Below are 23017 nucleotides of genomic sequence, written 5' to 3' on the forward strand. Positions count from 1 at the left end.
GGGATCAATACTTCAAGCGGGCGTAGTAAGTTCTCTGAGCGGCTTCCCTGGCTTGCCCCAGCGTGTGAATGCCCTGCTCGGCCAGCAAGGGCAGCAGCTTGAGGAATATCTCGGCCGTGACCATCGCATCACCCATCGCGGTGTGGCGACCGATCACCGGCACGTCGAAGCGCTCGGCTATGGCCTCCAACCGGTGCGAGTCCTGGTTCGGGTGAATCACTGCCGACAGCAGCAGGGTGTCGAGCACGGGCTGATCGAACACCACGCCGGTGGACTGCTCCTTCAGTTGCAAGAAGCGCATGTCGAACGCAGCGTTGTGCGCCACCAGCACGGTGTCTTGCGCGAAGGCGTGAAACGCAGGCAACACCTCGCCGATTTTCGGTTGCCCCACCACCATCGCGGGCTGAATGCCGTGGATCGGAATGGAAGCCGGAGGAATGGCGCGTTGCGGGTCCACCAGTTGCTCGAAGCACTCCTGGCGCAGCAGCTTGCCGTTGACGATGCGCGCCGCGCCGATCTGGATGATCTCGTCGCCCATGGAGGGCTCCAGTCCGGTGGTCTCGGTGTCGAACACGGTGTAGACCAGATCGACCAGGCGGCGCTCGTCGAGGGAGCGCGTCTGCTCGGTGGTCTTGAAAAGATCGAAGTCGTAGTACTCGGGCCGACTGTCGCTGTGCACATAGCTCAGGGCGTCGATCTGATCGCGCGGATCGGCCAGCGGCAGCAGGATGCGGAAGAACGCCTGGTGGCGGGCACGCTCGCGCTCGAACCAGAACGCACCGCCGTGCCGCTCGATCACGTCGCGCACGCTCAGACCGGTGGTCTCACTACCCACCGTCATGGCATCCATTTCCCAACTCATCACCGTCTCGTTGCTCATCGCCTGCCCCGACCAGACAAGGTCCAGCTGCGCCTTGCCCGCGCTGCCCGTGGCCAGGTCCAGGCGCAGCTGCACGAAACGCACGGCGAACTCTTCGGCAAGGCGACCCGAGAGATAGACCAACGCCTGCAAGAGGGAAAAGCTCTCGACCTTGAGCCACAGCACCGGGTTGACCTCCTGGGCGCTGGCCGGCAATCCCGTCACGGTCTCGATGCGGCGCAGCGCGGCCGACACCAGATCGGCTCCCAGCATGTCTTCGAGCGGCCAGCGCGTTTTCAGGTTCTGAGCGGTATCGGATTCGATCGCAACAATGCGCCGGGCCAACCCGCCGGTCTCTTCACGAACCACCCGCAGAAAGCGTTCGCGCGCGGCTGGTTCCAGATCCGGGTGGTCCAGCACGTCCAGCGCAGCCTGCATGTTGGCAAGGGCGGATCGGGTGCCCTCGGTCAAGGTGTGCAGCACCCGATCGCGGGCCGACTCGGCCTCGAAGTCGCGCGTGATGTTGTCGAGCATCAGCACGAAGCCGGTGAGTTCAGCGCGGTCGGCCGGGTCTTCAGCGGCCTGGGCCTGGGCCGAGCGAACCGGTGCCATCTGCACCCGCAGCAGTTGGCCCGCGGGCGTGGAGGTCACGAGTTGGGCCGAAGGCTGGGCCGCACCCGCCAGCATGCGCTGCTGGATGTTCTCCAGTGCGTGTGCCACCAGCTTGCGGTCGAACACGGTGTAGATCGAGCGGCCCAGGCCGATCAACTCGGCACCACCGGCCACATCGGGCGCTTGGGACAGCGCGCGGAACTGCAGGCGAGCGCGTTGGTTGTAGAGCAGGATGCGCCCATCCAGATTGCACACCACGACGCTTTGCGTGAGCTCGGCCATGAGCGCGGCCAGCCGACCCTTTTCCTGGGCGATGTCGCGGCTGGCCTCCAGCACACGCGCATCCATGTCCTGGCGCAGCCGGGTGCGCTGCACCACCAGCTGGTTGATCACCTCGGTGAGGGCGCGGTTCTCTGCACTGCCCTGCGCCGGCAGGACGCGCGCCACGTCGGTGCGCACCAGCACCATGCCCTCTTCGGCAAGCTGGGCCGCGGGTTCGATGAAGTGATCCACCAGCGCGCGCACCGCGAACGCCAGCGCACCCAGCAGGACCACGCCCATCATGGCCACCAGCGTGCCGCGCGACACCACGATCCCGGCCAGCAGGTGTCGCTCAGCCTCATCCAGCGTCGAGCCCATGATCGCCCACGTGAGGCCGAGCCACAGCAAGACGGCGCCGCCCAGGAGCGCCACACCCACCCAGTAGCGGCGACCCATGCGTCGGCGACTCATGGCGCGTGCCCCAGCAGCTCGTGCACCTTCTGCACCAGCTCCCGAGTGGAAAACGGCTTGGTCATGTAGGCGTTGGCACCCAACGCCAGGCCCTTGGCCACGTCCGTGTCGCGGCCCTTGGCGGTGAGCATCACGATAAGCATGTCGCGCAAGATCTCGTTGGCGCGCACCTCGCTGCACACATCAAACCCGGTCTTGACCGGCATCATCACGTCGAGCAGCACCAGCGCCGGGTGCTCGCGCTTGATCGCGTCAATGGCTTCCTGCCCGTCGCGCGCCAGCACCACCTCGAAGCCTTCCCGTTTCATGAGGAACTCCAGCGAGATCAGGATGTTGGGCTCGTCGTCGGCGATCAGGATCTTGTGGCTCATGAGTCGTCTCCTTGCGTTGTTGTAGGTATCCGGCGCGGCAGCGAGAACCCGAACACCGCCCCCTGCCCCGGTGTGGAATGCAGCCACATGCGCCCACCGAAATGCGCGACGATCTGTCGGCTGATCGGCAAGCCCAGGCCTGTGCCGCCCGGCCGGTAGTGCGCATCACCCGCGATCTGGCGGAACTTCTCGAACACCATGGCCTGCTGGTCGGGCGCAATGCCCGGTCCGTTGTCCTGCACTTCCACCTCGACCCCCTCCTCGCGCTCTTTCAAGCTCAGCGCCACGCAGCCGGTGTCGCGCGGTGCGTACTTGGCCGCGTTTGACAGCAGGTTGAGCACCACCTGCATCAGGCGGTCGGCGTCGGCGTGCAGAGGCTGCACCCGCGTCGGCACATCGAGCACCAGCCGCACGCCGCGCTCTCGCAGCGGCTCGGCCATGGTGCTGGCAGCCTGCTCCAGCAGGGCTTTCATGTCCACCTTGGTGTCGTGCCACTCGGCGTTGCCCGACTCGATCTTGGCCATGTCCAGCACCTGGTTGACCAGGCGACTGAGCCGCTCGGTCTCGGCCACGATGATGCCCACAAACTGCTGACGCTGCACGGTATCCATGTTGGCATCGTCGCGCATCAGTTCGGCCAACGCCCTGATCGAGGTCAAGGGGGTGCGCAGTTCGTGCGTCACCGAGGACATGAAATCGTCCTTCAACCGGTCCAGGCTCTTGAGCTGGTCGTTGGCCTGGCGCAGCTCGGCCGTGGCACGCTCCAGCGACTGCGACTTTTCCTCCAGCGCGTGCGAATACGCGCGCAGCTGCGACGCTTCATCAAGGATGCGCATCACGTCGTCCAGGTCCAGCGCCTCTTCTTCCACCACCGAGGCCACCATCACGCGGGCCGACGCGCTGCCGATGGCGCCGGCCAGTTGCGTCTCCACAAAATGCACCAGCCGAGCATCGGGCGGTATCTGCTCGATCTGCCTCACCCCGGCGCGATCGGCATAGTCGGCAAACAGGCGCTGCGCAGCCTCCACGCCCAGGAAACGCCCCACCAGCGGCAGCAAGGCAGACACTTTGGCCTTGCCCTGCCAGAACACCGGACGCGTGGCCAGGGTGCGGTGAAACACGTCGACGAACAACAGGGCCTGGCTGGTCTCGCGTGCGGTGGGTGCGCGCCAGAGCGACACACCCACATAGCCCGTCACGTTGGCCAGCAGGCTCCAGATCAGCGAGTGGGTGAGGTTGTCCAGCCCGGCCAGGCCCAAAAAGGCCTCGGGCTTGAACAGCCGCAGGCCAAAAGGCCCCTGCTCCATGAAGCCGGCGGTGAGCCAGCCCGACTTCACCAGCGACGGCAGCATCAGCGTGTAAGCCCAGAAGGCAAAGCCCAGCAGCAGACCGGCCAGCGCCCCATGCTGCGTGCCGCCTTTCCAGTACATGCCGCCCAGCAAGGCCGGCGCGAACTGCGCCACCGCCGCAAAGCTGATGAGGCCGATGCTCACCAGCGCGTAGGCATCACCAGCGAGGTGGAAGTACAGATAACCCAGCAGCAGGATGCCCAGGATGGCCAGACGGCGGATGCGCAGCAGCACCGCAGTGAGATCGCCGCTGGCGCGCGCGCCAAAGCGCCGCATGCGCAGCAACAGCGGCATCACCAGGTCGTTGCACACCATGGTGGACACCGCGATGGCCTCCACGATCACCATGCCGGTGGCCGCCGAAAGGCCACCCACAAAGGCCAACAACGCCAACGCACCCTGCCCCTGTGACAGCGGTAGCGACAGCACGAAGGTCTCCGGGTCCATGCGCCCCGAGCCGAAATGCAGCAGGCCACCGAGCGCGATCGGAAGCACGAACAGGTTGATGAGCAGCAGGTACAGGGGAAACGCCCACACCGCGCGCTTGAGGTGGTTTTCGTCCACGTTCTCCACCACCATCACCTGAAACTGGCGCGGCAGAAAAATCACCGAGAGCATGGCCAGCAAGGTGAGGCCCAGCCACTGCGCGTAGGCAAAGGGCTGGCCCTGATCGAACTGCATCAGGCTGCGCAGCTCCTCGACGGCGTGCGCCTGGTCGAACAGCGCTGCCGGGCTCGCAAAAAGACCGAAGCAGACGAACAGGCCCACGGCCATGAACGCCATCAGTTTGACCACCGACTCGAACGCAATCGCCGCCACCATGCCCTCGTGACGCTCGGTGCTGTCCAGATGACGCGCGCCAAACACGATGGTGAAGCCGGCCAGCGCAATCGCCACATACAGCGTGCTGTCGCTCCACCAGTCCGCACTCTGCACTGCCGGCATGCCCAGCGGCGAGGTGAGCACCGCATAGCCGCTGGCAATCGCCTTGAGCTGCAGCGCGATGTAGGGAACGATGCCCACCACCGTGATCAGCGTGACCAGGCCCGCCAGCAGCGGGCTCTTGCCGTAACGGCTCGCGATGAAGTCGGCGATGGAGGTGATGCGGTAGGTCTTGGCGATGCGGATCATCTTGCGCACCACCATCCAGGCCAGCAGCATGGCCAGCATGGGCCCCAGGTAGATCGGCAGGAACCACACACCGGCGTTGGCCGCGCGCCCCACGCTGCCGAAATAGGTCCAGGCGGTGCAGTACACCGCCATGGAGAGTGCATACACCCAAGGGCTGGAGATCACCGAACGGCCCTGCGCAGCCCGCAGGTCGCCCCAATAGGCCACGGCAAACAGCAGCAGCAGATAGGCAAACGAAACGCCGATGACGAGCGGGGCCGACAGCATGTTCAGTCGTGTTGCGGCACGTTGCTGTGGTGCTCCACCACCCAGGCAAGCGCTGCGATCAGCACCGCCCAGATGACGAAGAGCGCGAGCGGGAACAACGGCAGGCCCCACACGCGCGCATCGTGGTCCCACAGCGCCAGCAGCGGAAAGTTGAACAACGCCGCGGCGGCGAAGAACAGGGCCACCAAGCGCTGGGCGGCAAGGCCTTTGAACATGTTTGTCTCCTCGATCGTCCGCCGCGGCCGTTGACCGCTGGTGGGCGATTCGATTGTGCGCCATGCACTGACCTCGGACTGACCGGGATGGCCACGAAAAAAGCGGCAGGGTTGCCCACTGCCGCTTTCTCGTTCAAGCGCCCAAGCGCGGGTTCTGTTACTTCTGGCTGGACGACAAGAGTTGCCAGGTGTCCACCACCGAATCCGGATTCAGCGAGATCGAGCTGATGCCCTCGTCGCGCAGCCACTGCGCGAAGTCGGGGTGGTCGCTGGGGCCCTGGCCGCAGATGCCCACGTATTTGCCCTCGGCCCGGCAGGCGCTGATGGCCATCTGCAACAGCGCCTTGACGGCCGGATCGCGCTCGTCGAAGTCGTGCGCGAGCAGCTCCAGGCCCGAATCACGGTCCAGGCCCAGGGTGAGCTGGGTCAGGTCGTTGGAGCCGATCGAGAATCCGTCGAAGTACTGCAGGAAGTCCTTGGCCAGCACCGCATTGCTCGGGATCTCGCACATCATGATGACCTTGAGGCCATTCTCGCCGCGCTTCAAGCCCTTCTCTGCCATGAGCTCGGTCACGCGCCTGGCCTGGCCCAGCGTGCGCACGAACGGCACCATCACCTGCACGTTGTCCAGACCCATGTCTTCGCGCACACGCTTGAGCGCTTCGCACTCCATGGCAAAGGCTTCGCGGAAGTCTTCGCTGATGTAGCGCGCCGCACCGCGGAAGCCCAGCATCGGGTTCTCTTCATCGGGTTCGTAGCGCGAACCACCCACCAGCTTGCGGTACTCGTTGCTCTTGAAGTCCGACAGGCGCACGATCACCGGCTTGGGCCAGAAGGCCGCGGCGATGGTGGCCACCCCTTCGGCCACCTTGTCCACGTAGAAGGCGCGCGGCGAGGCGTGGCCGCGGGCCACCGACTCCACCGCCTTCTTCAGGTCGGCGTCGATCTGCGGATAGTCCAGGATCGCCTTGGGATGCACGCCGATGTTGTTGTTGATGATGAACTCCAGCCGCGCCAGGCCCACGCCGCCGTTGGGGATCTGGCAGAAGTCAAACGCCAGCTGCGGGTTGCCCACGTTCATCATGATCTTCACGTCCAGCGGAGGCATCTCCCCACGCTGCACTTCGGTGATCTCGGTCTCCAGCAGGCCGTCGTAGATGTTGCCGGTATCGCCCTCGGCGCAGCTCACCGTGACCAGCGTGCCTTCCTTGAGCAGCTCGGTCGCGTCGCCACAACCCACCACCGCCGGAATGCCCAGCTCGCGCGCGATGATGGCGGCATGGCAGGTGCGTCCACCACGGTTGGTCACGATGGCGCTGGCCCGCTTCATCACCGGCTCCCAGTTCGGGTCGGTCATGTCGGTCACCAGCACGTCGCCGGGCTGCACCTTGTCCATCTCGCTGATGTTGTGCACCAGGCGCACCGGGCCCGTGCCCACCTTCTGGCCAATGGCGCGGCCGCTGGCCAGCACCGCGCCCTTGCCCTTGAGCTTGTAGCGCACCTCGGTCTTGCCGGCGCCCTGGCTCTTCACCGTCTCGGGGCGGGCCTGCAGGATGTAGAGCTGGCCGTCCACGCCGTCCTTGCCCCACTCGATGTCCATCGGGCGGCCGTAGTGCTGCTCGATCACCACGGCGTAGCGTGCGAGTTGTTCCACATCGGCGTCGGTCAGGCTGTAGCGGTTGCGCAATTCCACCGGCACGTCGGTGGTCTTCACCAGCTTGCCCTTGTGTGCGCCATCACCCGACTTCTCGGCATCGGTGGTGAAACCCATCTGGATCAGCTTGCTGCCCAGGTTGCGGCGGATCAGCGCGCGCTTGCCGGCCTTGAGCATGGGCTTGTGCACATAGAACTCGTCGGGGTTCACGGCGCCCTGCACCACGGTCTCGCCCAGGCCGTAGCTGCTGGTGATGAAGACCACGTCCTCAAAGCCGCTCTCGGTATCGATGGTGAACATCACGCCGGCCGCTCCCAGGTCGGAGCGCACCATGCGCTGCACGCCGGCACTCAGGGCCACATCGGCGTGGGCAAAGCCCTTGTGCACGCGGTAGCTGATGGCGCGGTCGTTGTAGAGCGAGGCAAAGACTTCCTTCATCTTGTGCAGCACCTCTTCGATGCCGATCACGTTGAGGAAGGTCTCCTGCTGACCGGCAAAGGACGCGTCGGGCAGGTCTTCGGCGGTGGCCGAGGAGCGCACGGCAAACGAAGCCGTGTCGTTGCCGTGGGTGAGCGTGACGAAGGCTTCGCGGATGGCCTTTTCCAGATCGGCCGGAAACGGCTGGTTTTCCACCATGGCGCGGATTTCGGCACCCGCCAATGCCAGCGCACGCACGTCTTCGGTGTCCAGCGCGTCCAGGCGCGCGTTGATGCGCTCGGTCAGGCCGTCGTATTTCAGGAACTCACGAAACGCGTGTGCCGTGGTGGCGAAGCCCGTGGGCACTTTCACGCCGGTGGGCAGTTGGGAAATCATCTCGCCGAGGCTGGCGTTCTTGCCGCCGACCGACTCGACGTCGCTCATCCGCAAATGCTCGAAAGGCACGACCAGATCGGTCGCTCCAAACAGGTTGGACATGGGAAAACTCCTAAGGTTGAAAAAACCGGGGTGTCCATGCAGGGGCTGGCGACCTGTTGTTCTGTTGTGGGTCTGGCACCGGGCAGGGAGGCAAATGAGACGGCAGGGCCACCGATAATGACCCCGACACAACAACCGGTATTGTAAGGACGCGCCCCCATGCCCAACCGAACGGTCTTCTTCATCTCCGACGGCACCGGCATCACCGCCGAGACTTTCGGCAACGCCCTGCTGGCCCAGTTCGAGATCGAGGTGCGGCGCGTGCGCCTGCCGTTTCTGGACAGCGTGGACAAGGCCCACCAGGCGGTGCGCCAGATCAACCACACGGCCGTGATCGAAGGCAAGCGCCCGCTGGTCTTCACCACCGTGGTCAACATGGAGGTTCTCGCGGTCTTTCAAGGGCACTGCCACGGCATGATGCTCGACATGTTCGGCACCTTCGTGGAACCCATGGAGCACGAGTTGGGTGTCAAGTCGAACCACCGCGTCGGGCGTTTCTCGGACGCATCCAAGAGCAAGGCCTACAACGACCGCATCGAGGCGATCAACTTCTCGCTGGCGCACGACGACGGCCAGAGCCACAAGGACCTGCAGGGCTCCGACGTGATCCTGGTGGGGGTGAGCCGCAGCGGCAAGACGCCGACGTCGCTGTACCTCGCCATGCAATACGGCTTGAAGGCCTCCAACTACCCGCTGATCCCCGAGGACTTCGAGCGCCGCAAGCTGCCGCCCGCGCTGGTGGCGCATCGCAAGAAAATCTTTGGCCTGACGATTGCACCCGAGCGCCTGAGCGAGATCCGCAACGAGCGACGCCCGAACTCGCGCTACGCGAGCCTGGACAACTGCCGCATGGAGGTGAGCGAGGCCGAGGGCATGATGCGGCGCGAGGGCATCCGATGGTTGTCGACAACGACCAAGTCGATCGAAGAGATCGCCACCACCATCCTCCAGGAAATCCGCCCGGAAAGACTGGAGTACTGAGCCCCCACGCTYCGCCGCTGCGCGGGTCGCTGCCCCCCGAGGGGGYTGACTCGGCTTGGGGCGGCCCGGCGCCGAGCCGTCTCTTCGGTCAGCCCTTCTTGCGCCCCAGCCCCTGGCCGTGCGCCTGGCGGCTCAGTGCGAACGATGCCAGCAGCTTCATCCACAGCGTGACACCGGCCACGGCGATCCAGTCTTCCGAGGCGAGCGCCTGGAAGCCCAGCACGGCCACCAGCACGCCCACCAGGATCACGCCGCCCACCAGGTTGATCGCCATCTCGTAAGGCGCGTAGTGTTCGGCGTTGGGTGGGGCCACACCCTTTTTCAACGCCACTTCGGAGAAGTCGCGTTTGACGAGGATGCGCCACGCGCGGCGCAGCCAGAAGAACGCCACCGGAAACAGGGCGATGAGGAAGATCCAGTTGAAGATGAAGACGCTGGGGAGGTTCATGGGGTGGGCATCCTGACGCTGGATTGTCGTCCAGTGGCTCTCTAAAAAAACGAAACCCCGTCAGCGCACCGACGGGGTCCGGGTCACAGGCAGACCGGGCACGGGCCCGGTCGGTGTGAATTCAAGCCATCAATGGGCCGTGGCCGCGCCCGCGCCCTTGGGCACGCGCACCGATTCCACCAACGCCACGATGTGCTTGGGCACAGGTGCCGACACCTTGCTCACGGCATAGGCCACAGCGAAGTTCACGATGGCGCCCACGGTGCCGAAGGCTTCGGGCGTGATGGTGAAGAAGCCATTCACACCGCCCACCATGTCCACGAAGTCGGTGCCCTTGATGAAGAAGATGCCCTTGTGTGCAAACACATAGAAGAGCACCACGCCCAGGCCAGCCAGCATGCCGGCGATGGCGCCCTTGTCGGTCACGGTGCGGCTGAAGATGCCCATCATCAAGGCGGGGAAGATGGTGGACGCTGCAATGCCGAAGGCCAAGGCCACGGTACCGGCGGCGAAGCCCGGTGGGTTCAAGCCCAGCCAGCCCGCCACAAAGATGGCCACGCCCATGGCGATCTTGCCAGCCATGAGTTCACCCTTTTCGCTGATGTCGGGCTTGATGGCGCCCTTGATCAGGTCGTGCGAGACCGCCGACGAGATGGCCAGCAGCAGACCGGCGGCGGTGGACAGCGCAGCGGCAAGACCACCGGCGGCCACCAGTGCGATCACCCAGTTGGGCAGCAGCGCGATTTCCGGGTTGGCCAGCACGATGATGTCGGCGTTCACGGTCAGTTCGTTGCCCTTCCAGCCGGCCGCTTCGGCCTTGCCTTTGGCGACTTCGTTCTTGGTGGCGTCGTTGTAGTACTGGATGCGGCCGTCGGCGTTCTTGTCTTCCCACTTCAGCAGGCCGGTTTTTTCCCAACGCTTCATCCAGTCTGGACGCTGCTCGTACTGCAGGCTGGACTCGGTGGCGTACAGGTCGCCATTGGCCTTCACTGCGTCGGCGTTCACGCCAATGCCGCCTTCAGCGCTGTTGACCAGGCCGACAGCGGAGTTGACCGTGCCGTGCAGGTTCAGCTTGGCCATGGCGCCCACGGCGGGTGCCGTGGTGTAGAGCAACGCGATGAAGATCAGCGCCCAGCCGGCGGTGGAGCGTGCATCCGCAACCTTGGGCACGGTGAAGAAGCGAACGATCACGTGGGGCAGGCCCGCGGTACCAATCATCAGCGACACGGTGTAGAAGAACATGTTCAGCGTGGAGCCTGCGCTGGTGGTCGTGTACTGGCCAAAGCCCAGGTCGGTCACCACCTGGTCGAGCTTGGTGAGCAGCGACACGTCGGTGCCCGACATGTCGGAGCCCAGGCCCAGCTGCGGCAGGAAGTTGCCGGTCAGGTTGAGCGAGATGAAAAAGGCCGGCACCAGGTAGGCCGCGATCAGCACGATGTACTGAGCCACCTGCGTGTAGGTGATGCCCTTCATGCCGCCGAACACGGCGTACATGAAAACGATGGCCATGCCGATGTAGATGCCCTGGTCGCTGGAGACGCCCAGGAAACGCGCGAAGGTCACGCCCACGCCCGTCATCTGGCCAATGATGTAGGTCAGCGAAATGATCAGCAGGCACAGCACGGCCACGTTGCGCGCGGCCTTCGAATAGAACCTGTCACCGATGAACTCGGGCACGGTGAACTTGCCGAACTTGCGCAGGTAAGGCGCCAGCAGCATGGCCAGCAGCACGAAGCCGCCGGTCCAGCCCATCAGGAACACGGCGCCGCCGTAGCCCATGTTGGAGATGAGGCCGGCCATGGAGATGAAGGACGCGGCCGACATCCAGTCGGCGGCCGTGGCCATGCCGTTGGTGATGGGGTGCACCCCGCCGCCGGCGACATAAAACTCGGACGTGCTGCCCGCGCGTGCCCAGTAGGCGATGCCGAGGTACAGCGCGAAGCTGAGCCCGACGAACAGATAGATGGTGGTTTGAAGTGCCATGGTGTTCTCGTGTTTCTCAGTCTTCCTGCATGCCGAACTTGCGATCGATCTGGCCCATCTTGTGGGCGTAATAGAAGATCAATGCAATGAACACGTAGATGGAACCCTGCTGCGCGAACCAGAAGCCCAGCGGATAGCCGCCGAGCGAGATGTTGTTGAGCAGGGGCGCGAACAAGATGCCCGCGCCGTAGGAAACCAGGAACCACACGACCAATACCTTGGTCAGCAGGCCCAGCGTGGCAGACCAATAGGCCTTTGCGTTGCTGTCGCTATTCATGAGTCATTTCCTCTGAGGTTGCTTGCTGATGGGCGGCGTCTGCCGCCGTTGAGTGCACTCCACAAACACCGGGTTCGTGGCATCACGCAGGGCACTTTGTTAGCGTTTTCTTACAACTAAATTGCGGCGCCGCCTCGAAGGAGTCAAACCAAGGGTATGCCCCTAGCAATCAGCGTCGAAGCTGACGCGTAGCTTGCAAATTGAGAGCACGCGCACGGCGTGTGTGGGTCAGCGGACAGACGCCTTGTCAGCGTGGCGTCATGCTGGGGTCAGTGCTTGGTAAGAGTCCGGACCTACGCTGGGTCTTCACTTCAACACCCGAGGAGACCCCATGCAAGATGACATGGTCCAACGCATCCTGAGCCATCCGAAATACCAGGAACTCAAGGCCAAACGATCCAGTTTCGGCTGGTGGCTCACACTGGCGATGATGGTCGTGTACTACGGCTTCATCCTGCTGGTGGCCTTCAACAAGGAGTTCCTCTCGCAGCGAATGGGTGACGGCGTGATGACGATCGGCATACCGCTCGGCTTCGGCGTCATCGTCTTCACCATCGTCATCACGGCGATCTATGTGCGGCGCGCCAACACCGAGTTCGACGACCTCTCCAACGCAGTCGCGAAGGCGGTGACGAAATGAAGCACCTGTCTTCCAACTTGCGCCGCGTCCTCACTCTGCTGGCCCTGTTCGGCGTGTCGGCGGCCGTGTGGGCTGCTGGCGCCGATCTTGGTCAAGCAGAAAAGCAGGCCACCAACTGGACCGCCATCGGCATGTTTGGCACCTTCGTTCTGTTCACGCTGTTCATCACCAAATGGGCGGCGGCCAAAACCAAATCGGCCTCGGACTTCTACACCGCTGGCGGCGGCATCACGGGCTTTCAAAACGGTCTGGCGATCGCGGGCGACTACATGTCGGCGGCGTCCTTCCTCGGCATTTCCGCCGCTGTGATGGCCAGCGGCTTTGACGGCCTGATCTATTCCATCGGCTTTCTGGTCGGCTGGCCTGTCATCACTTTCCTCATGGCCGAGCGCTTGCGCAACCTGGGCAAGTTCACCTTTGCCGACGTGGCCGCGTTCCGCTTCCAGCAGACACCCATCCGCATCTTCGCGGCCTCGGGCACGCTGGTGGTGGTGGCCTTCTACCTGATCGCCCAGATGGTGGGTGCGGGTCAGTTGATCAAGCTGCTGTTCGGTCTGGAGTACTGGATCGCCGTGGTGATCGTGGGTGCGCTCATGATGGTCTACGTGCTGTTCGGCGGGATGACCGCCACCACCTGGGTGCAGATCATCAAGGCCTGCCTGCTGCTGGGAGGCGCCTCGTTCATGGCGCTCTCGGTGCTGTGGCACTTCGGCTTCAGCCCCGAGGCCATGTTTGCCGGCGCAGTGAAGATCAAGACCGACCTGGCCTTGAAGGACGGCAAGACCGCGGAGGTGGCGGCCTCGCTGGGGCAATCCATCATGGGACCGGGCAACTTCGTCAAAGACCCGATCTCGGCCATCAGCTTCGGCATGGCGCTGATGTTCGGCACCGCCGGCCTCCCGCACATCCTCATGCGCTTCTTCACCGTGCCCAGCGCCAAGGAAGCGCGCAAGTCGGTGATGTGGGCCACCGGATGGATCGGCTACTTCTACCTGCTGACCTTCATCATCGGCTTCGGCGCCATCACCTTCGTTCTGACCAACCCGCAGTTCCTCGACGCCAAGGGCGCGCTGCTGGGCGGCAACAACATGGCGGCGGTGCACCTGTCCAACGCGGTGGGCGGCAACGTGTTCCTGGGCTTCATCTCGGCGGTGGCCTTTGCGACCATCCTCGCGGTGGTGGCCGGCCTCACGCTCTCGGGCGCCTCGGCCGTTTCGCACGACCTCTACGCCACCGTGATCAAGAAGGGCAAGGCAGACAGCGCCTCCGAGTTGCGCGTGTCCAGGATCACCACCATCGCGCTGGGCGTGGTGGCCGTGGTGCTGGGCATTGCCTTCGAGAAACAGAACATCGCCTTCATGGTGTCGCTGGCATTTGCGATCGCAGCGTCGGCCAACTTCCCCGTGCTGTTCATGAGCGTGCTGTGGAAAGACTGCACGACCAAGGGCGCGGTGATCGGTGGTTTCCTGGGCCTCATCTCCTCCGTGGTGCTGACCATCGTCTCGCCCTCGGTGTGGGAAGTGACCCTGGGCAATCCGAAGGGATCGGCGCTGTTCCCGTACACCTCGCCCGCCCTCTTCTCCATGACCATCGGCTTCGTGGGCATCTGGCTTTTCTCCATCCTGGACACCAGCCAGCGGGCCAAGGTCGATCGGGCGGGCTTCCTCGCGCAGCAGGTTCGTTCGGAAACCGGCATCGGCGCATCGGGCGCGTCAGGTCACTGATTCCCGCTCCCATCCACAGGCTGCCTGCATCATGCTGGCAGCCTTTTTTTTCACGTTCGTTTCGGCACACCGGGTTGCACGACATTCGCTTGCATGTCTTGAAACACGGCCCGTGGCGGACGCACCAAGTAGCCCGAAAGCTCCCAACCTGGACATTCGCTTACAACTTGCGATTTGCTTCATAAAGACAAAACGCCCAGAATTTGTGACAGATTGCACAGTCCGAACAATTTGAAACAGCCACCGGGGGAGCTCAAATGGCCAGCAAGAATGCGTCTGTCCCAACAGCGAAGAAGCCCCAGGCCATGTCGCTGCACGTCGGCCTCAACGAAGTCAGCGCGGCCGACTACGAGGGCTGGACCGGACCACTGGCCGCCTGTGAATTCGATGCGCACGACATGGCGGCCATCGCGCAGGCCCAGGGCATGAAAAGCACACTGCTGATCACCAAAAAGGCCACCCGGGCCCACCTGCTGGCGGCCTTGCGCAAGGTGGTGACTTCTTCTTCATGAGTTTTTCCGGCCACGGCGGCCAGGTGCCCGACGTGAGCGGAGAGGAAGACGACAAGCAGGACGAAACCTGGTGCCTGTATGACGGCCAGCTCATCGACGACGAGCTTTACTTCGAGCTCAGCAAGTTCAAGGCGGGGGTGCGCCTCTTCGTGGTGTCGGACAGCTGCCACAGCGGCACCGTGGTGCGCGCCGGGCGGCCGCCCCCTGGCACTCCCGCGCAGCGCCCGCGCATCATGCCGCCGGCCGTGGGCATGCGCGTCTACGCGGCGCACAAGGCCTTCTACGACAAGCTGCAAACCGAGGTGGCCAAGGCCGCGGGCGGACGGGTGGGCGACCCCGACACCGCGCTGGCCAACGTGACGGTGAGCAACCGGCTCACGGCCATCGTCAAGGAGTTCAAGCCCTCGGTCATCCTCATCTCGGGCTGCCAGGACAACCAGTTTTCCATGGACGGCGACCACAACGGCGCCTTCACCGAACAACTGCTGCGCGTGTGGAACAACGGCGCGTTCACCGGCAGCTACGCCCGCTTCCACGCGCTCATCCGCGCGGGCCTGCCGCCCAGCCAGTCACCCAACCTGTTCACGCTGGGGCCGGCGGCGGCATTCCTGAGAGAGACACCGTTCAGCGGATGAGCGCACCGCGCCCGTGAACGGCGCCTTGTTCGCCTTCGGCAACCCAAGGGAGGGTTTCATGCTCGGCATTCAGAACCACCGCCTCACCGGCCCCGATGTGAGCTTCCGGCCCACACCCAACGTGGGTGGCGCGATGCGTCCGCAGTTCGTGGTGTTGCACTACACCGCCGGGCGCACGCTGGAGAGCTCGGTGGAGTCTCTGTGCACGAAGAAGGCACAGGGCAATGCCTCGGCGCACATCGTGCTGGGGCGTGACGGGCGCATCGTGCAGCTGGCTCCCTTCAACGCGGTCACCTGGCACGCCGGCGTGAGCCAGTGGAACGGCATCGATGGCCTGAACCACCACGCCATCGGTGTCGAGATGGACAACGCCGGCCTGTTGCACCGCGAGGGCGAGCGCTGCGTCTCGTGGTTCGGCAAAGCCTACCCCGACAACGAAGTGGTGGTGGCCGAACACCGGCACGGCGGTGGCGTGCGGCCGTGGCACCACTTCACCGAAGTGCAGATCGAGCGCGCGCTGCAACTGTGCGAAGTGCTGGTGGCGCATTACGGTTTGAAGGACGTGCTGGGCCACGAGGACATTGCGCGCGGACGCAAGGTGGACCCCGGCCCGGCCTTTCCGCTGGCGGCGGTGCGCAGCCGTGCGCTGGGCCGCGGTGGTGATGTGGCGGTGAGGCTGGTGGTCACGTCGGCCAGCCTGAACATCCGCGGCGGACCGAGCGCCGATTTCCCCAAGGTTGCCCCCGCGCTCAAGCGCGGGACCGAGCTGGTGCTGCTCGAACCCCAGGACCGCTGGAGCCGCGTGGCCGTGGTGGGCGCCACCGACCTCGAGGGCTGGGTGTGCAACGACTTCGTGGCGCGCCAGGCCGCCCCGCGCTCTGGGGCCGGCGTGCTGTCGCGCTCGCAGCGCGCGGTGCCGGTGGCGACCCGGGCGAGAGCCACGGCAAGCGTTCCGGCCAAAAAGCGGGCAGCGCCAGCGAAGAAGGCCAGCACCACCCTCCCGCGCCCGGCGCCGAGATCAGGCGCGCGCACCCGCTGAAGAAAGTGCCTCCATGACCACCGCGTCCGACCCCATCACCTTCATCGTTCGTGGGCAGCCGCAAACAGCCCCGGCCGCCACACGCGGCAGGGGGCCCGGTGCCCCGGCATCTTTCGGTGGGCGCGGGCAGACCACGCAGCGCGTGCAGGTGGGCGCCACCCGTGGCAGCAGCGACGTGGTGCGCCTCACTGCCCGCCCCGGGCTCGACGCGGTGGTGCTGCACATCACCAACGGCCCCTCGCTCATGCTGCACCCCGAGACCGCGCGCGACCTGATGCTCGCGCAATCCGGCCTCACGCGCAGCGGCATCGAAGCACAACCCCGCAGCCGCTCCGGCGGCAGCGCCGCGGGCACCGAGATCAACGTCCCGGCGCAACTCGGCTGGCAAGGCCTGGAGCAGGCGGGCGCCTCGCGCGGCACCTCGCGGGGGCGTCTGGGCGATGTGCTGCTCTCCGCCATCGAGGTGGTCACCGGCTTGCTGCTGGAGCCGGCTTCGCGCATCACGGCCGCCAAGATCGGGGCGCGGGTCGACAGCCAGGTCGATGCCGGCCTGTACCCGCTGTCGGCGGAGAGCCTGGCCTCCGCGCTCAAGGGCAACGGCCAGCGCATCTCCAGACTGCCCTCCCCCACGCCCGCCGATTCGCCGCTGCTGGTGCTGCTGCACGGCACCTTCTCGGAAACCCACGGCACCTTCGGCAAGCTGTGGCAACACCACCCGAACAAAGTGCGTGAACTGTTTGCGCGCTATGGCAACCGGGTCTATGGCTTCGACCATCCCACGCTGATGGCCAGCCCGATCGACAACGCGCTGCTGCTCGCCCGCTCGCTGCCCAAAGGCGCGCGCCTGCACCTGCTCACCCACTCGCGCGGCGGCCTGGTGGCCGAGGTGCTGGCCCGTGTGTGCGCGCGGCCCGAGCTCGACGAAAAATCGCTCGCGCCGTTCAAGGCGCCGGACCACCGCAACCAGTTGCAAGCCCTGCGCGACCTGGCCGCCGAGCTCAAGGGGCGCGACATCCGGGTCGAGCGCGTGGTGCGCGTGGCCTGCCCGGCGCGCGGCACGCTGCTGGCGTCCAAACGGCTCGATGCCTATGTGTCGGTGCTCAAGTGGTCGTTGGAGCTGGCGGCGATTCCGGTGGCACCCACACTGATCGACTTCATTGGCGAAGTGGCCAGCCAGCGCACCGACCCGACCCTGATGCCTGGCCTCGAATGCATGCTGCCGGAGAGCCCGCTGGTGCAGTGGCTGCACGCCAGTGAAGAGGCGGACGCCGGCCCGCTGCCCGGACAACTGCGTGTGGTGGCCGGCGACATCCAGGGCGACTCCATCACCTCATGGGTCAAGACCCTGCTGGCCGACGCGTTCTACTGGACCGACAACGACCTGGTGGTACAGACGCGATCGATGTACGGGGGCACACCGCGCGCGCCCACCGGCGGGCACGCGGCGGCCACCTTCGTGCTGGAGCGCGGTGGCAAGGTCACCCACTTCAGCTACTTCAGCGAAGCCCGCTCGGCCGAAGCCATCTGCAACGCGCTCGTGCAGGACGCCCCTGCGGGCTTCCGGCCGATCGGCCCGATGTCATGGGCCGGCAGTTCCAGCGACGGCCTGCGAGGCATGCCTCGCACGGCTGGCGCGCCGCCGGCCTCCGAGCGGCCCGCCGTGATCATGCTGCCGGGCATCCTGGGCAGCCACCTCGCGGTGGATGGCAAGCGCGTCTGGTTGAGTGCGCGCATCCTCGGCGGCCTGGGGCGTCTGGCCTACCCCGATGCGGGTGGGCGCGTGCTGCCCGACGGCGCCATCGGCAGCGTGTACGACGACCTGGCCACCTTTCTGTCAGCGACCCACGAGGTCATCGAGTTCTCGTTCGACTGGCGCCGTCCCATCGAGGAAGAAGCCGTCCGTCTGGCCGACGCGATGGACCAGGCCCTGGCCGCGCGCGCCACCAGTGGCCAGCCGGTGTGCCTGCTGACGCATTCCATGGGAGGCCTGGTCGCGCGCACCGTGCAGCTGGAGCGTCCCGACGTGTGGCAGCGATGGCTGGAGCGGGCGGGCTCGCGCTTGCTGATGCTGGGGACACCCAATGGCGGCTCGTTCGCGCCGATGCAGGTGCTCTCGGGCGACGACACCATGGGCAACGCGCTGTCGGCCTTCGGCATGCCGTTCCAGGACCACAAGGCGCGCCGCCTCATGGCGGCCATGCCTGGCCTGCTGCAGTTGCAGGCCGGTCTGCTCGACCCCGCGCTGGGCCTGGCGCAAAGCGAGCGCTGGCAGGCGCTGGCCGAGCAGGACATGAAGACGCTGGAAGAAGCCAACTTCTGGCACAGCGTGGAGAGCCAGCGCGCCATCTACCGCTGGGGCGTGCCGTCGCAAGAGGTGCTGGACCGCGCCGTGGCCTTGCGCCGCCGGCTCGACCAGCAGCGCGATGCCGCACTGCCCGGCTTTCGCGACCGGCTGCTGATGGTGGTGGGTCACGCGCGCTTCACACCCGCGAGTTTCGAGATCGATGCGCGCGAAGGCCTGGTCTACCTGGACCAGCCGGAGGGTGGGGACGGCCGCGTGACGCTGGAGAGCGCCTTGCTGCCCGGGGTACGCGCCTGGCGGGTGGATGGCACGCACGGCGACTTGCCCGACGTTTCATCGGCCTTTGCCGCATACTTGGATCTGCTGCAACACGGCGACACACAACGCCTGCCGGTGGTGGGCACCGAATCCCTCACACGCAGCGGCGGCGCTGCGTCTGCGCTCGTGCGCAGCCGCCCGTCACGCCAGCGCAGCCCTGTCGTGCAGCCGCCCACGGGACTGGGCGAGGTGCTGGCGCCGGCCACCGAGGCGCCCATCCGAACCGAAGCGCCGCGCAGCGCACTGCGCATCAGCGTGCACAACGCCAACCTCAAGTTCATCAGCACGCCCTTGCTGGTGGGCCACTACTTTGCGTCCACCCTCAGTGGCAGCGAGGCGGTGGTGGACCGTTTCATCGGCGGCGTCATGTCGGCGTCGCTGACAGCAGGTCTGTACCCGGAGGCACCGGGCACGCACCAGATCTTCGTCAACAACCGGCAAGACCCGGACAGCCCGTTGTCGTTGCCCCGCCCGCCCCACGTGGTGGTGGCAGGCCTGGGCACCGAAGGCAAGCTCAAGAGCGCCATGCTGACCCACACCGTTCGCCAGGCCACGCTGGCATGGGCCCAACGGGTGGCCGAGACGGGCGGTGCCACCCACTTCGAACTGGCCGCCACGCTGATGGGCAGCGGCGGCAGCGGCATCACCGTGAGCACCTCGTCGCAGGCGGTGGCGCAGGGTGTGCGCGAGGCCAATGAAAAGCTCAGCGCAGGTGGCTGGCCGCTGGTCAGCCACCTGCACCTGGTGGAGCTCTATCTCGACCGGGCCACCGAAGCCTGGAGCGCCTTGACGCTGCTGGCCGCCGCAGCCCCCGACCACTTCATGATCACGCCCACCATCATCTCGGGCGTGGGCGCCCTGCGCAAGACGCTGGACAACGGCTACCGCGGCACCGCGTACGACTTCATCAGCGCGGTGACCGTGACCGACGAGACGGGCGAACCCAGCATCGTCTACACGCTGGACACGCAGCGCGCGCGCGCCGAGGTGCGGGCGCAGGCCACACAGGCGCGGCTGGTGGGCGAACTGGTGCGACGCGCCTCCAACGACGCCAACCGCGACCGCAACATCGGTCGCACGCTGTTTCAGTTGCTGGTGCCGGTGGAGATGGAGTCCAGCCTGGGCGGCACGACCGAGCTGCTGCTGGAGCTTGACGACGGGACTGCCGGCATTCCGTGGGAGTTGCTGGACGCACCCGACGATGGCCGCGGTGGACCCGAGGCGCCCTGGGCCATCCGCAACAAACTGCTGCGCCGCCTGCGCACCGCTGCATTCCGCACCCAGGTGAGTGACGCACGGCTGGAGGACTCCGTCCTGGTGATCGGGGAGCCCCTGTGCGACCCGCTGCTGTACCCGCCGCTGCCGGCCGCGCGCGCCGAAGCCCTGGCGGTGGTGGAGGCGCTGAGCGGGCAGCTCGGGCTGGACGCGTCCCGGGTGCATTCGCTGATCGCGCCCGACGACGGCCTGGGGCCCGATGCAGCCGCCGTGACCACCGCGCTGTTGGCGCGGCGCTACCGCATCGTGCACATCGCCGGCCACGGTGAACCTGAACTCCTGCGCCTGGGCAAGCCCCCGCTGCTGCGCGGCGTGGTGCTCAGCGACAACACCTTTCTCGGCCCGCGCGAGGTGCAAGCCATGCGGGTCGTGCCCGAACTGGTGTTCCTCAACTGCTGCCACCTCGCCGCCGACCCCGACAAGCTCCTCAAAGGTGGCTACGACCGCGCGCAATTTGCCGCCGGCGTGGCCAAGCAACTGATCCGCATCGGTGTGCGCTGCGTGGTGGCCGCGGGCTGGGCGGTGGAAGACGACGCCGCCAACGTGTTTGCCACCGAGTTCTACCGCGCGCTGCTGTCGGGAAGACGCTTCATGGACGCGGTGCAGGCCGCCCGCGTGGCCGCTTACACCCTGAGCCCGCTGGGCAACACCTGGGCCGCCTACCAGTGTTACGGCGACCCCGACTGGGTCTGGCAGCGCAACGAAGCCGACACGCGCCGCACGCCGCCCCCGCTGTCCAAGCTTTACGCGGGCATCGCCTCACCGGTGGCACTGGCCCTGGCCCTGGAAACGCTGGCGGTGCAGAGCACCACCCAGGGGGCAGCACCCGAGTCGCAGCGCGAAAAGATCCGCTATCTCGAATCCCGTTTCGACAGCGAATGGGGCGGCATGGGCGCGGTGGCCGAAGCCTATGGGGTTGCCTGGGCCGCGGCGCGCGACATCGACCGGGCACTGCACTGGTACCGCCGCGCAGTGGCGGCCAACGACGGCAGTGCTTCGGTGAAGGCCAACGAACAGCTGGCCAACCTGGGCGCGCGCCAGGCCTGGGCGCGGCTGGAGGCCGCGCGGCGCCAGGGGTCCAGGCCCGCGGCCCTGAAGGCCTTGCTGGAGCAAGGGCGCGTGGAGATCGCGCAGGCCATCGCGATCCTGGACGCTCTGGTGGCGCTGTCGCCCACGGTCGAGCGTGAAAGTCTGCTGGGTTCGACCTGGAAACGCATGGCCCGGCTCGAAGGCATGGCGGGCACCTCCGGGGCCGCCGCAAAGGCCCGGGCGGTGGACCGCATGGCCGAGCACTACCGCCGGGCTGAGGCCCTGGCCTTGAAAAGCGGTCAGGCCGACCTGTTCTACCCCGCGCTGAATCTGGTGGCCGCCGAGCTGCTCGCGCGCGGACGCGATCATCAGTGGCCAGGCTTCGGCACGGAGCGCCTGCAGCGGGTGCGCCAGAGCCTGGAGCGCCAGCAACGCGAAGACCCCGACTTCTGGAGCGTGGTGGGGCTGCCCGAGCTCAGCGTGTACGAAGCCCTGGCCAACCATTCGCTGTTGGCGCAGTTGCCCAGCATCCTGAGCAGCCTCGACGACATGCACCAGCGCGCTGGCACCGCCTGGATGTGGGCCTCGGTGGCCGACCAGCTCGGCTTCGTGCTGGAGCACCTCGATGGCGTCACGCGCGCCGACCAGCAGGCCGCGGATGAGTTGCTCGACGTCCTGAACCGGTACGCCGCCGAATGAACCGCATCTTCATCAGCTACCGGTCGTCCGACGGCAAGAAGGACGCCGACCGGCTGTGCGCCGACCTCAGCCGCCTCTATGGCGAAGACCAGGTGTTCTTCGACAAGCAGGACCTGCGGGGCGGGCATTCGTGGCGCAGCGCCATCATGGCGGCGCTGGGCACGCAGCCGGTGGTGCTGCTGCTGGTCACACCCGATCTGCTGGGCATGGCCCACCCCGAAGGCGGCCGGCGCATCGACCGGGACGACGACCCCATCCGGGGTGAAGTGCTCACCGCGCAGTCCCACGGGGCGACCATCATCCCGCTGTTGACCGAGGGCGTCTTGATGCCGGCCACCGGCGACATCCCGGCGCCCCTGCGGTTCCTGAAAGAATCGCACGCACTCAAGCTGCGCACCGAAGACTGGGCGGGCGACCTGAACAAGATCGTGACCGACCTCGCCAGCCACGGTATCAGCCCGCTGGTGCCGCGCTCAGAGCCGGACGTGCAGGCGAAACGAGGCTGGATGCAACGCATGCAGCGCGGCTTCACGTGGATCGGCGGCATCTTCGTGGGGCTGGTGGTGATCGGGCTGCTGCTGCCCGAGGACGAAGACGCCGTGCCGGCACCGGCACCGCTCGTATCGCCAACGCCTGCACCTGTGCCCGGCCAGAACACCCGCGATGTCTCGGGCATGTGGTGGTCGATCGACGAAGACAACCGGCGCCTGCGCGTGCAGTTCACCGTGATCAATGGCGCGATCCAGTTGCAGACGGATGCCTTTCCCATCGCCTGGTACCCGCGATGGCAAGCCTACGCACAGAGCGTTCGGGACATGGGCCTGGTCTTCAGCGACGTGCGCTACGTCGGCCAGGGCGTGCTCACCAACGTGATGGGCGTGCCGCGCATCGAGATTCCTGTCCAGGCCGTCACTGGCGACGGCCGTGGACCACTGGACACCGGCAGCGTGGTGCTCACCGCCAGCGCCGACGGGCGCGAACTCACCGGCCAGCTCTGGAGCAACGGCGAGCAGGCTGACACCCCGCTGCGGCTGGTGCGAAATCCCTGAA

At 66.2% G+C, this 23017-nt stretch carries 16 protein-coding genes; 8 read left to right on the forward strand and 8 right to left on the reverse strand.

Features of this window, described 5'->3' with window-relative positions; translation table 11 throughout:
• Positions 1–4 precede the first annotated feature (4 nt).
• The 5 genes from ASE11_RS22065 to ppsA form a co-directional block, all read right to left on the reverse strand.
• Positions 5–2203, reverse strand: a complete 2199-nt coding sequence (locus tag ASE11_RS22065; RefSeq protein WP_056276870.1) for an exonuclease domain-containing protein — start codon at positions 2201–2203, stop codon at positions 5–7.
• Positions 2200–2574, reverse strand: coding sequence for a response regulator transcription factor (locus tag ASE11_RS22070; protein ID WP_056276873.1), 375 nt, complete (start codon positions 2572–2574; stop codon positions 2200–2202). Before ASE11_RS22070 ends, ASE11_RS22065 begins: the two co-directional genes overlap by 4 nt.
• Positions 2571–5321 carry a sensor histidine kinase gene (locus ASE11_RS22075; RefSeq protein WP_056276874.1) on the reverse strand — a complete coding sequence of 917 codons (2751 nt, stop codon included), beginning with the start codon at positions 5319–5321 and terminating at the stop codon, positions 2571–2573. Before ASE11_RS22075 ends, ASE11_RS22070 begins: the two co-directional genes overlap by 4 nt.
• A 2-nt stretch (positions 5322–5323) precedes the next feature.
• On the reverse strand, positions 5324–5536 hold the full coding sequence (locus ASE11_RS22080; RefSeq protein ID WP_056276877.1) for a hypothetical protein: 213 nt from the start codon (positions 5534–5536) through the stop codon (positions 5324–5326).
• 157 nt (positions 5537–5693) lie between these two features.
• A complete protein-coding gene (gene ppsA, locus ASE11_RS22085) occupies positions 5694–8105 on the reverse strand; it encodes a phosphoenolpyruvate synthase (RefSeq protein ID WP_056276880.1) in 2412 nt (803 codons plus the stop codon).
• Positions 8106–8264: 159 nt separating this feature from the next.
• On the opposite strand from ppsA, the gene ASE11_RS22090 reads away from it, so the two are divergent.
• Complete coding sequence (locus ASE11_RS22090) at positions 8265–9086, forward strand: pyruvate, water dikinase regulatory protein (RefSeq protein ID WP_056276882.1); 822 nt, start codon at positions 8265–8267, stop codon at positions 9084–9086.
• An 88-nt stretch (positions 9087–9174) separates the two neighbouring features.
• On the opposite strand, the gene ASE11_RS22095 is transcribed toward ASE11_RS22090, so the two are convergent.
• The 3 genes from ASE11_RS22095 to ASE11_RS22105 form a co-directional block, all read right to left on the reverse strand.
• Positions 9175–9534, reverse strand: a complete 360-nt coding sequence (locus ASE11_RS22095) for a hypothetical protein (protein WP_056276884.1) — start codon at positions 9532–9534, stop codon at positions 9175–9177.
• Between the two features lie 129 nt (positions 9535–9663).
• Positions 9664–11517, reverse strand: a complete 1854-nt coding sequence (locus tag ASE11_RS22100) for a sodium:solute symporter family protein (RefSeq protein WP_056276886.1) — start codon at positions 11515–11517, stop codon at positions 9664–9666.
• Positions 11518–11533: 16 nt separating this feature from the next.
• Entirely contained in the window at positions 11534–11794 is a 261-nt protein-coding gene (locus ASE11_RS22105; protein ID WP_056276888.1) for a DUF4212 domain-containing protein, read from the reverse strand.
• 331 nt (positions 11795–12125) lie between these two features.
• Between ASE11_RS22105 and ASE11_RS22110 the strand changes: the two genes are divergently transcribed.
• The 7 genes from ASE11_RS22110 to ASE11_RS22135 all read left to right on the forward strand — a co-directional run bounded on the left by ASE11_RS22110 (position 12126) and on the right by ASE11_RS22135 (position 23016).
• Positions 12126–12434, forward strand: coding sequence for a DUF485 domain-containing protein (locus tag ASE11_RS22110; RefSeq protein WP_056276891.1), 309 nt, complete (start codon positions 12126–12128; stop codon positions 12432–12434).
• The gene (locus tag ASE11_RS22115; RefSeq protein ID WP_056276894.1) at positions 12431–14158 is read left to right on the forward strand and encodes a cation acetate symporter; all 1728 of its coding nucleotides are present in this window, start codon (positions 12431–12433) and stop codon (positions 14156–14158) included. The genes ASE11_RS22110 and ASE11_RS22115 overlap by 4 nt, the downstream gene beginning before the upstream one ends.
• Before the next feature lie 305 nt (positions 14159–14463).
• Positions 14464–14670 carry a hypothetical protein gene (locus tag ASE11_RS26795; RefSeq protein WP_235501411.1) on the forward strand — a complete coding sequence of 69 codons (207 nt, stop codon included), beginning with the start codon at positions 14464–14466 and terminating at the stop codon, positions 14668–14670.
• Positions 14667–15305 carry a caspase family protein gene (locus ASE11_RS22120; RefSeq protein ID WP_235501412.1) on the forward strand — a complete coding sequence of 213 codons (639 nt, stop codon included), beginning with the start codon at positions 14667–14669 and terminating at the stop codon, positions 15303–15305. Before ASE11_RS26795 ends, ASE11_RS22120 begins: the two co-directional genes overlap by 4 nt.
• Positions 15306–15363: 58 nt before the next feature.
• Positions 15364–16344: an N-acetylmuramoyl-L-alanine amidase gene (locus tag ASE11_RS22125; RefSeq protein ID WP_156406454.1), complete on the forward strand. Its 981-nt coding sequence runs from the start codon at positions 15364–15366 to the stop codon at positions 16342–16344.
• Between the two features lie 13 nt (positions 16345–16357).
• The gene (locus ASE11_RS22130; protein WP_056276899.1) at positions 16358–21967 is read left to right on the forward strand and encodes a CHAT domain-containing protein; all 5610 of its coding nucleotides are present in this window, start codon (positions 16358–16360) and stop codon (positions 21965–21967) included.
• A complete protein-coding gene (locus ASE11_RS22135; RefSeq protein WP_056276901.1) occupies positions 21964–23016 on the forward strand; it encodes a toll/interleukin-1 receptor domain-containing protein in 1053 nt (350 codons plus the stop codon). Before ASE11_RS22130 ends, ASE11_RS22135 begins: the two co-directional genes overlap by 4 nt.
• Position 23017 lies beyond the last annotated feature (1 nt).

The organism is Hydrogenophaga sp. Root209, assembly GCF_001428625.1.
Taxonomy (GTDB): domain Bacteria; phylum Pseudomonadota; class Gammaproteobacteria; order Burkholderiales; family Burkholderiaceae_C; genus Hydrogenophaga.

Bases quoted from the DNA above. Each gene is read 5' to 3' on its own strand.
- ASE11_RS22120 (WP_235501412.1), top strand. From the start codon at position 14,667: ATGAGTTTTTCCGGCCACGGCGGCCAGGTGCCCGACGTGAGCGGAGAG.
- ASE11_RS22100 (WP_056276886.1), bottom strand. From the start codon at position 11,517: ATGGCACTTCAAACCACCATCTATCTGTTCGTCGGGCTCAGCTTCGCG.
- ASE11_RS22125 (WP_156406454.1), top strand. From the start codon at position 15,364: ATGCTCGGCATTCAGAACCACCGCCTCACCGGCCCCGATGTGAGCTTC.
- ASE11_RS26795 (WP_235501411.1), top strand. From the start codon at position 14,464: ATGTCGCTGCACGTCGGCCTCAACGAAGTCAGCGCGGCCGACTACGAG.
- ASE11_RS22115 (WP_056276894.1), top strand. From the start codon at position 12,431: ATGAAGCACCTGTCTTCCAACTTGCGCCGCGTCCTCACTCTGCTGGCC.
- ppsA (WP_056276880.1), bottom strand. From the start codon at position 8,105: ATGTCCAACCTGTTTGGAGCGACCGATCTGGTCGTGCCTTTCGAGCAT.
- ASE11_RS22090 (WP_056276882.1), top strand. From the start codon at position 8,265: ATGCCCAACCGAACGGTCTTCTTCATCTCCGACGGCACCGGCATCACC.
- ASE11_RS22070 (WP_056276873.1), bottom strand. From the start codon at position 2,574: ATGAGCCACAAGATCCTGATCGCCGACGACGAGCCCAACATCCTGATC.
- ASE11_RS22095 (WP_056276884.1), bottom strand. From the start codon at position 9,534: ATGAACCTCCCCAGCGTCTTCATCTTCAACTGGATCTTCCTCATCGCC.
- ASE11_RS22135 (WP_056276901.1), top strand. From the start codon at position 21,964: ATGAACCGCATCTTCATCAGCTACCGGTCGTCCGACGGCAAGAAGGAC.
- ASE11_RS22065 (WP_056276870.1), bottom strand. From the start codon at position 2,203: ATGAGTCGCCGACGCATGGGTCGCCGCTACTGGGTGGGTGTGGCGCTC.
- ASE11_RS22105 (WP_056276888.1), bottom strand. From the start codon at position 11,794: ATGAATAGCGACAGCAACGCAAAGGCCTATTGGTCTGCCACGCTGGGC.
- ASE11_RS22080 (WP_056276877.1), bottom strand. From the start codon at position 5,536: ATGTTCAAAGGCCTTGCCGCCCAGCGCTTGGTGGCCCTGTTCTTCGCC.
- ASE11_RS22110 (WP_056276891.1), top strand. From the start codon at position 12,126: ATGCAAGATGACATGGTCCAACGCATCCTGAGCCATCCGAAATACCAG.
- ASE11_RS22075 (WP_056276874.1), bottom strand. From the start codon at position 5,321: ATGCTGTCGGCCCCGCTCGTCATCGGCGTTTCGTTTGCCTATCTGCTG.
- ASE11_RS22130 (WP_056276899.1), top strand. From the start codon at position 16,358: ATGACCACCGCGTCCGACCCCATCACCTTCATCGTTCGTGGGCAGCCG.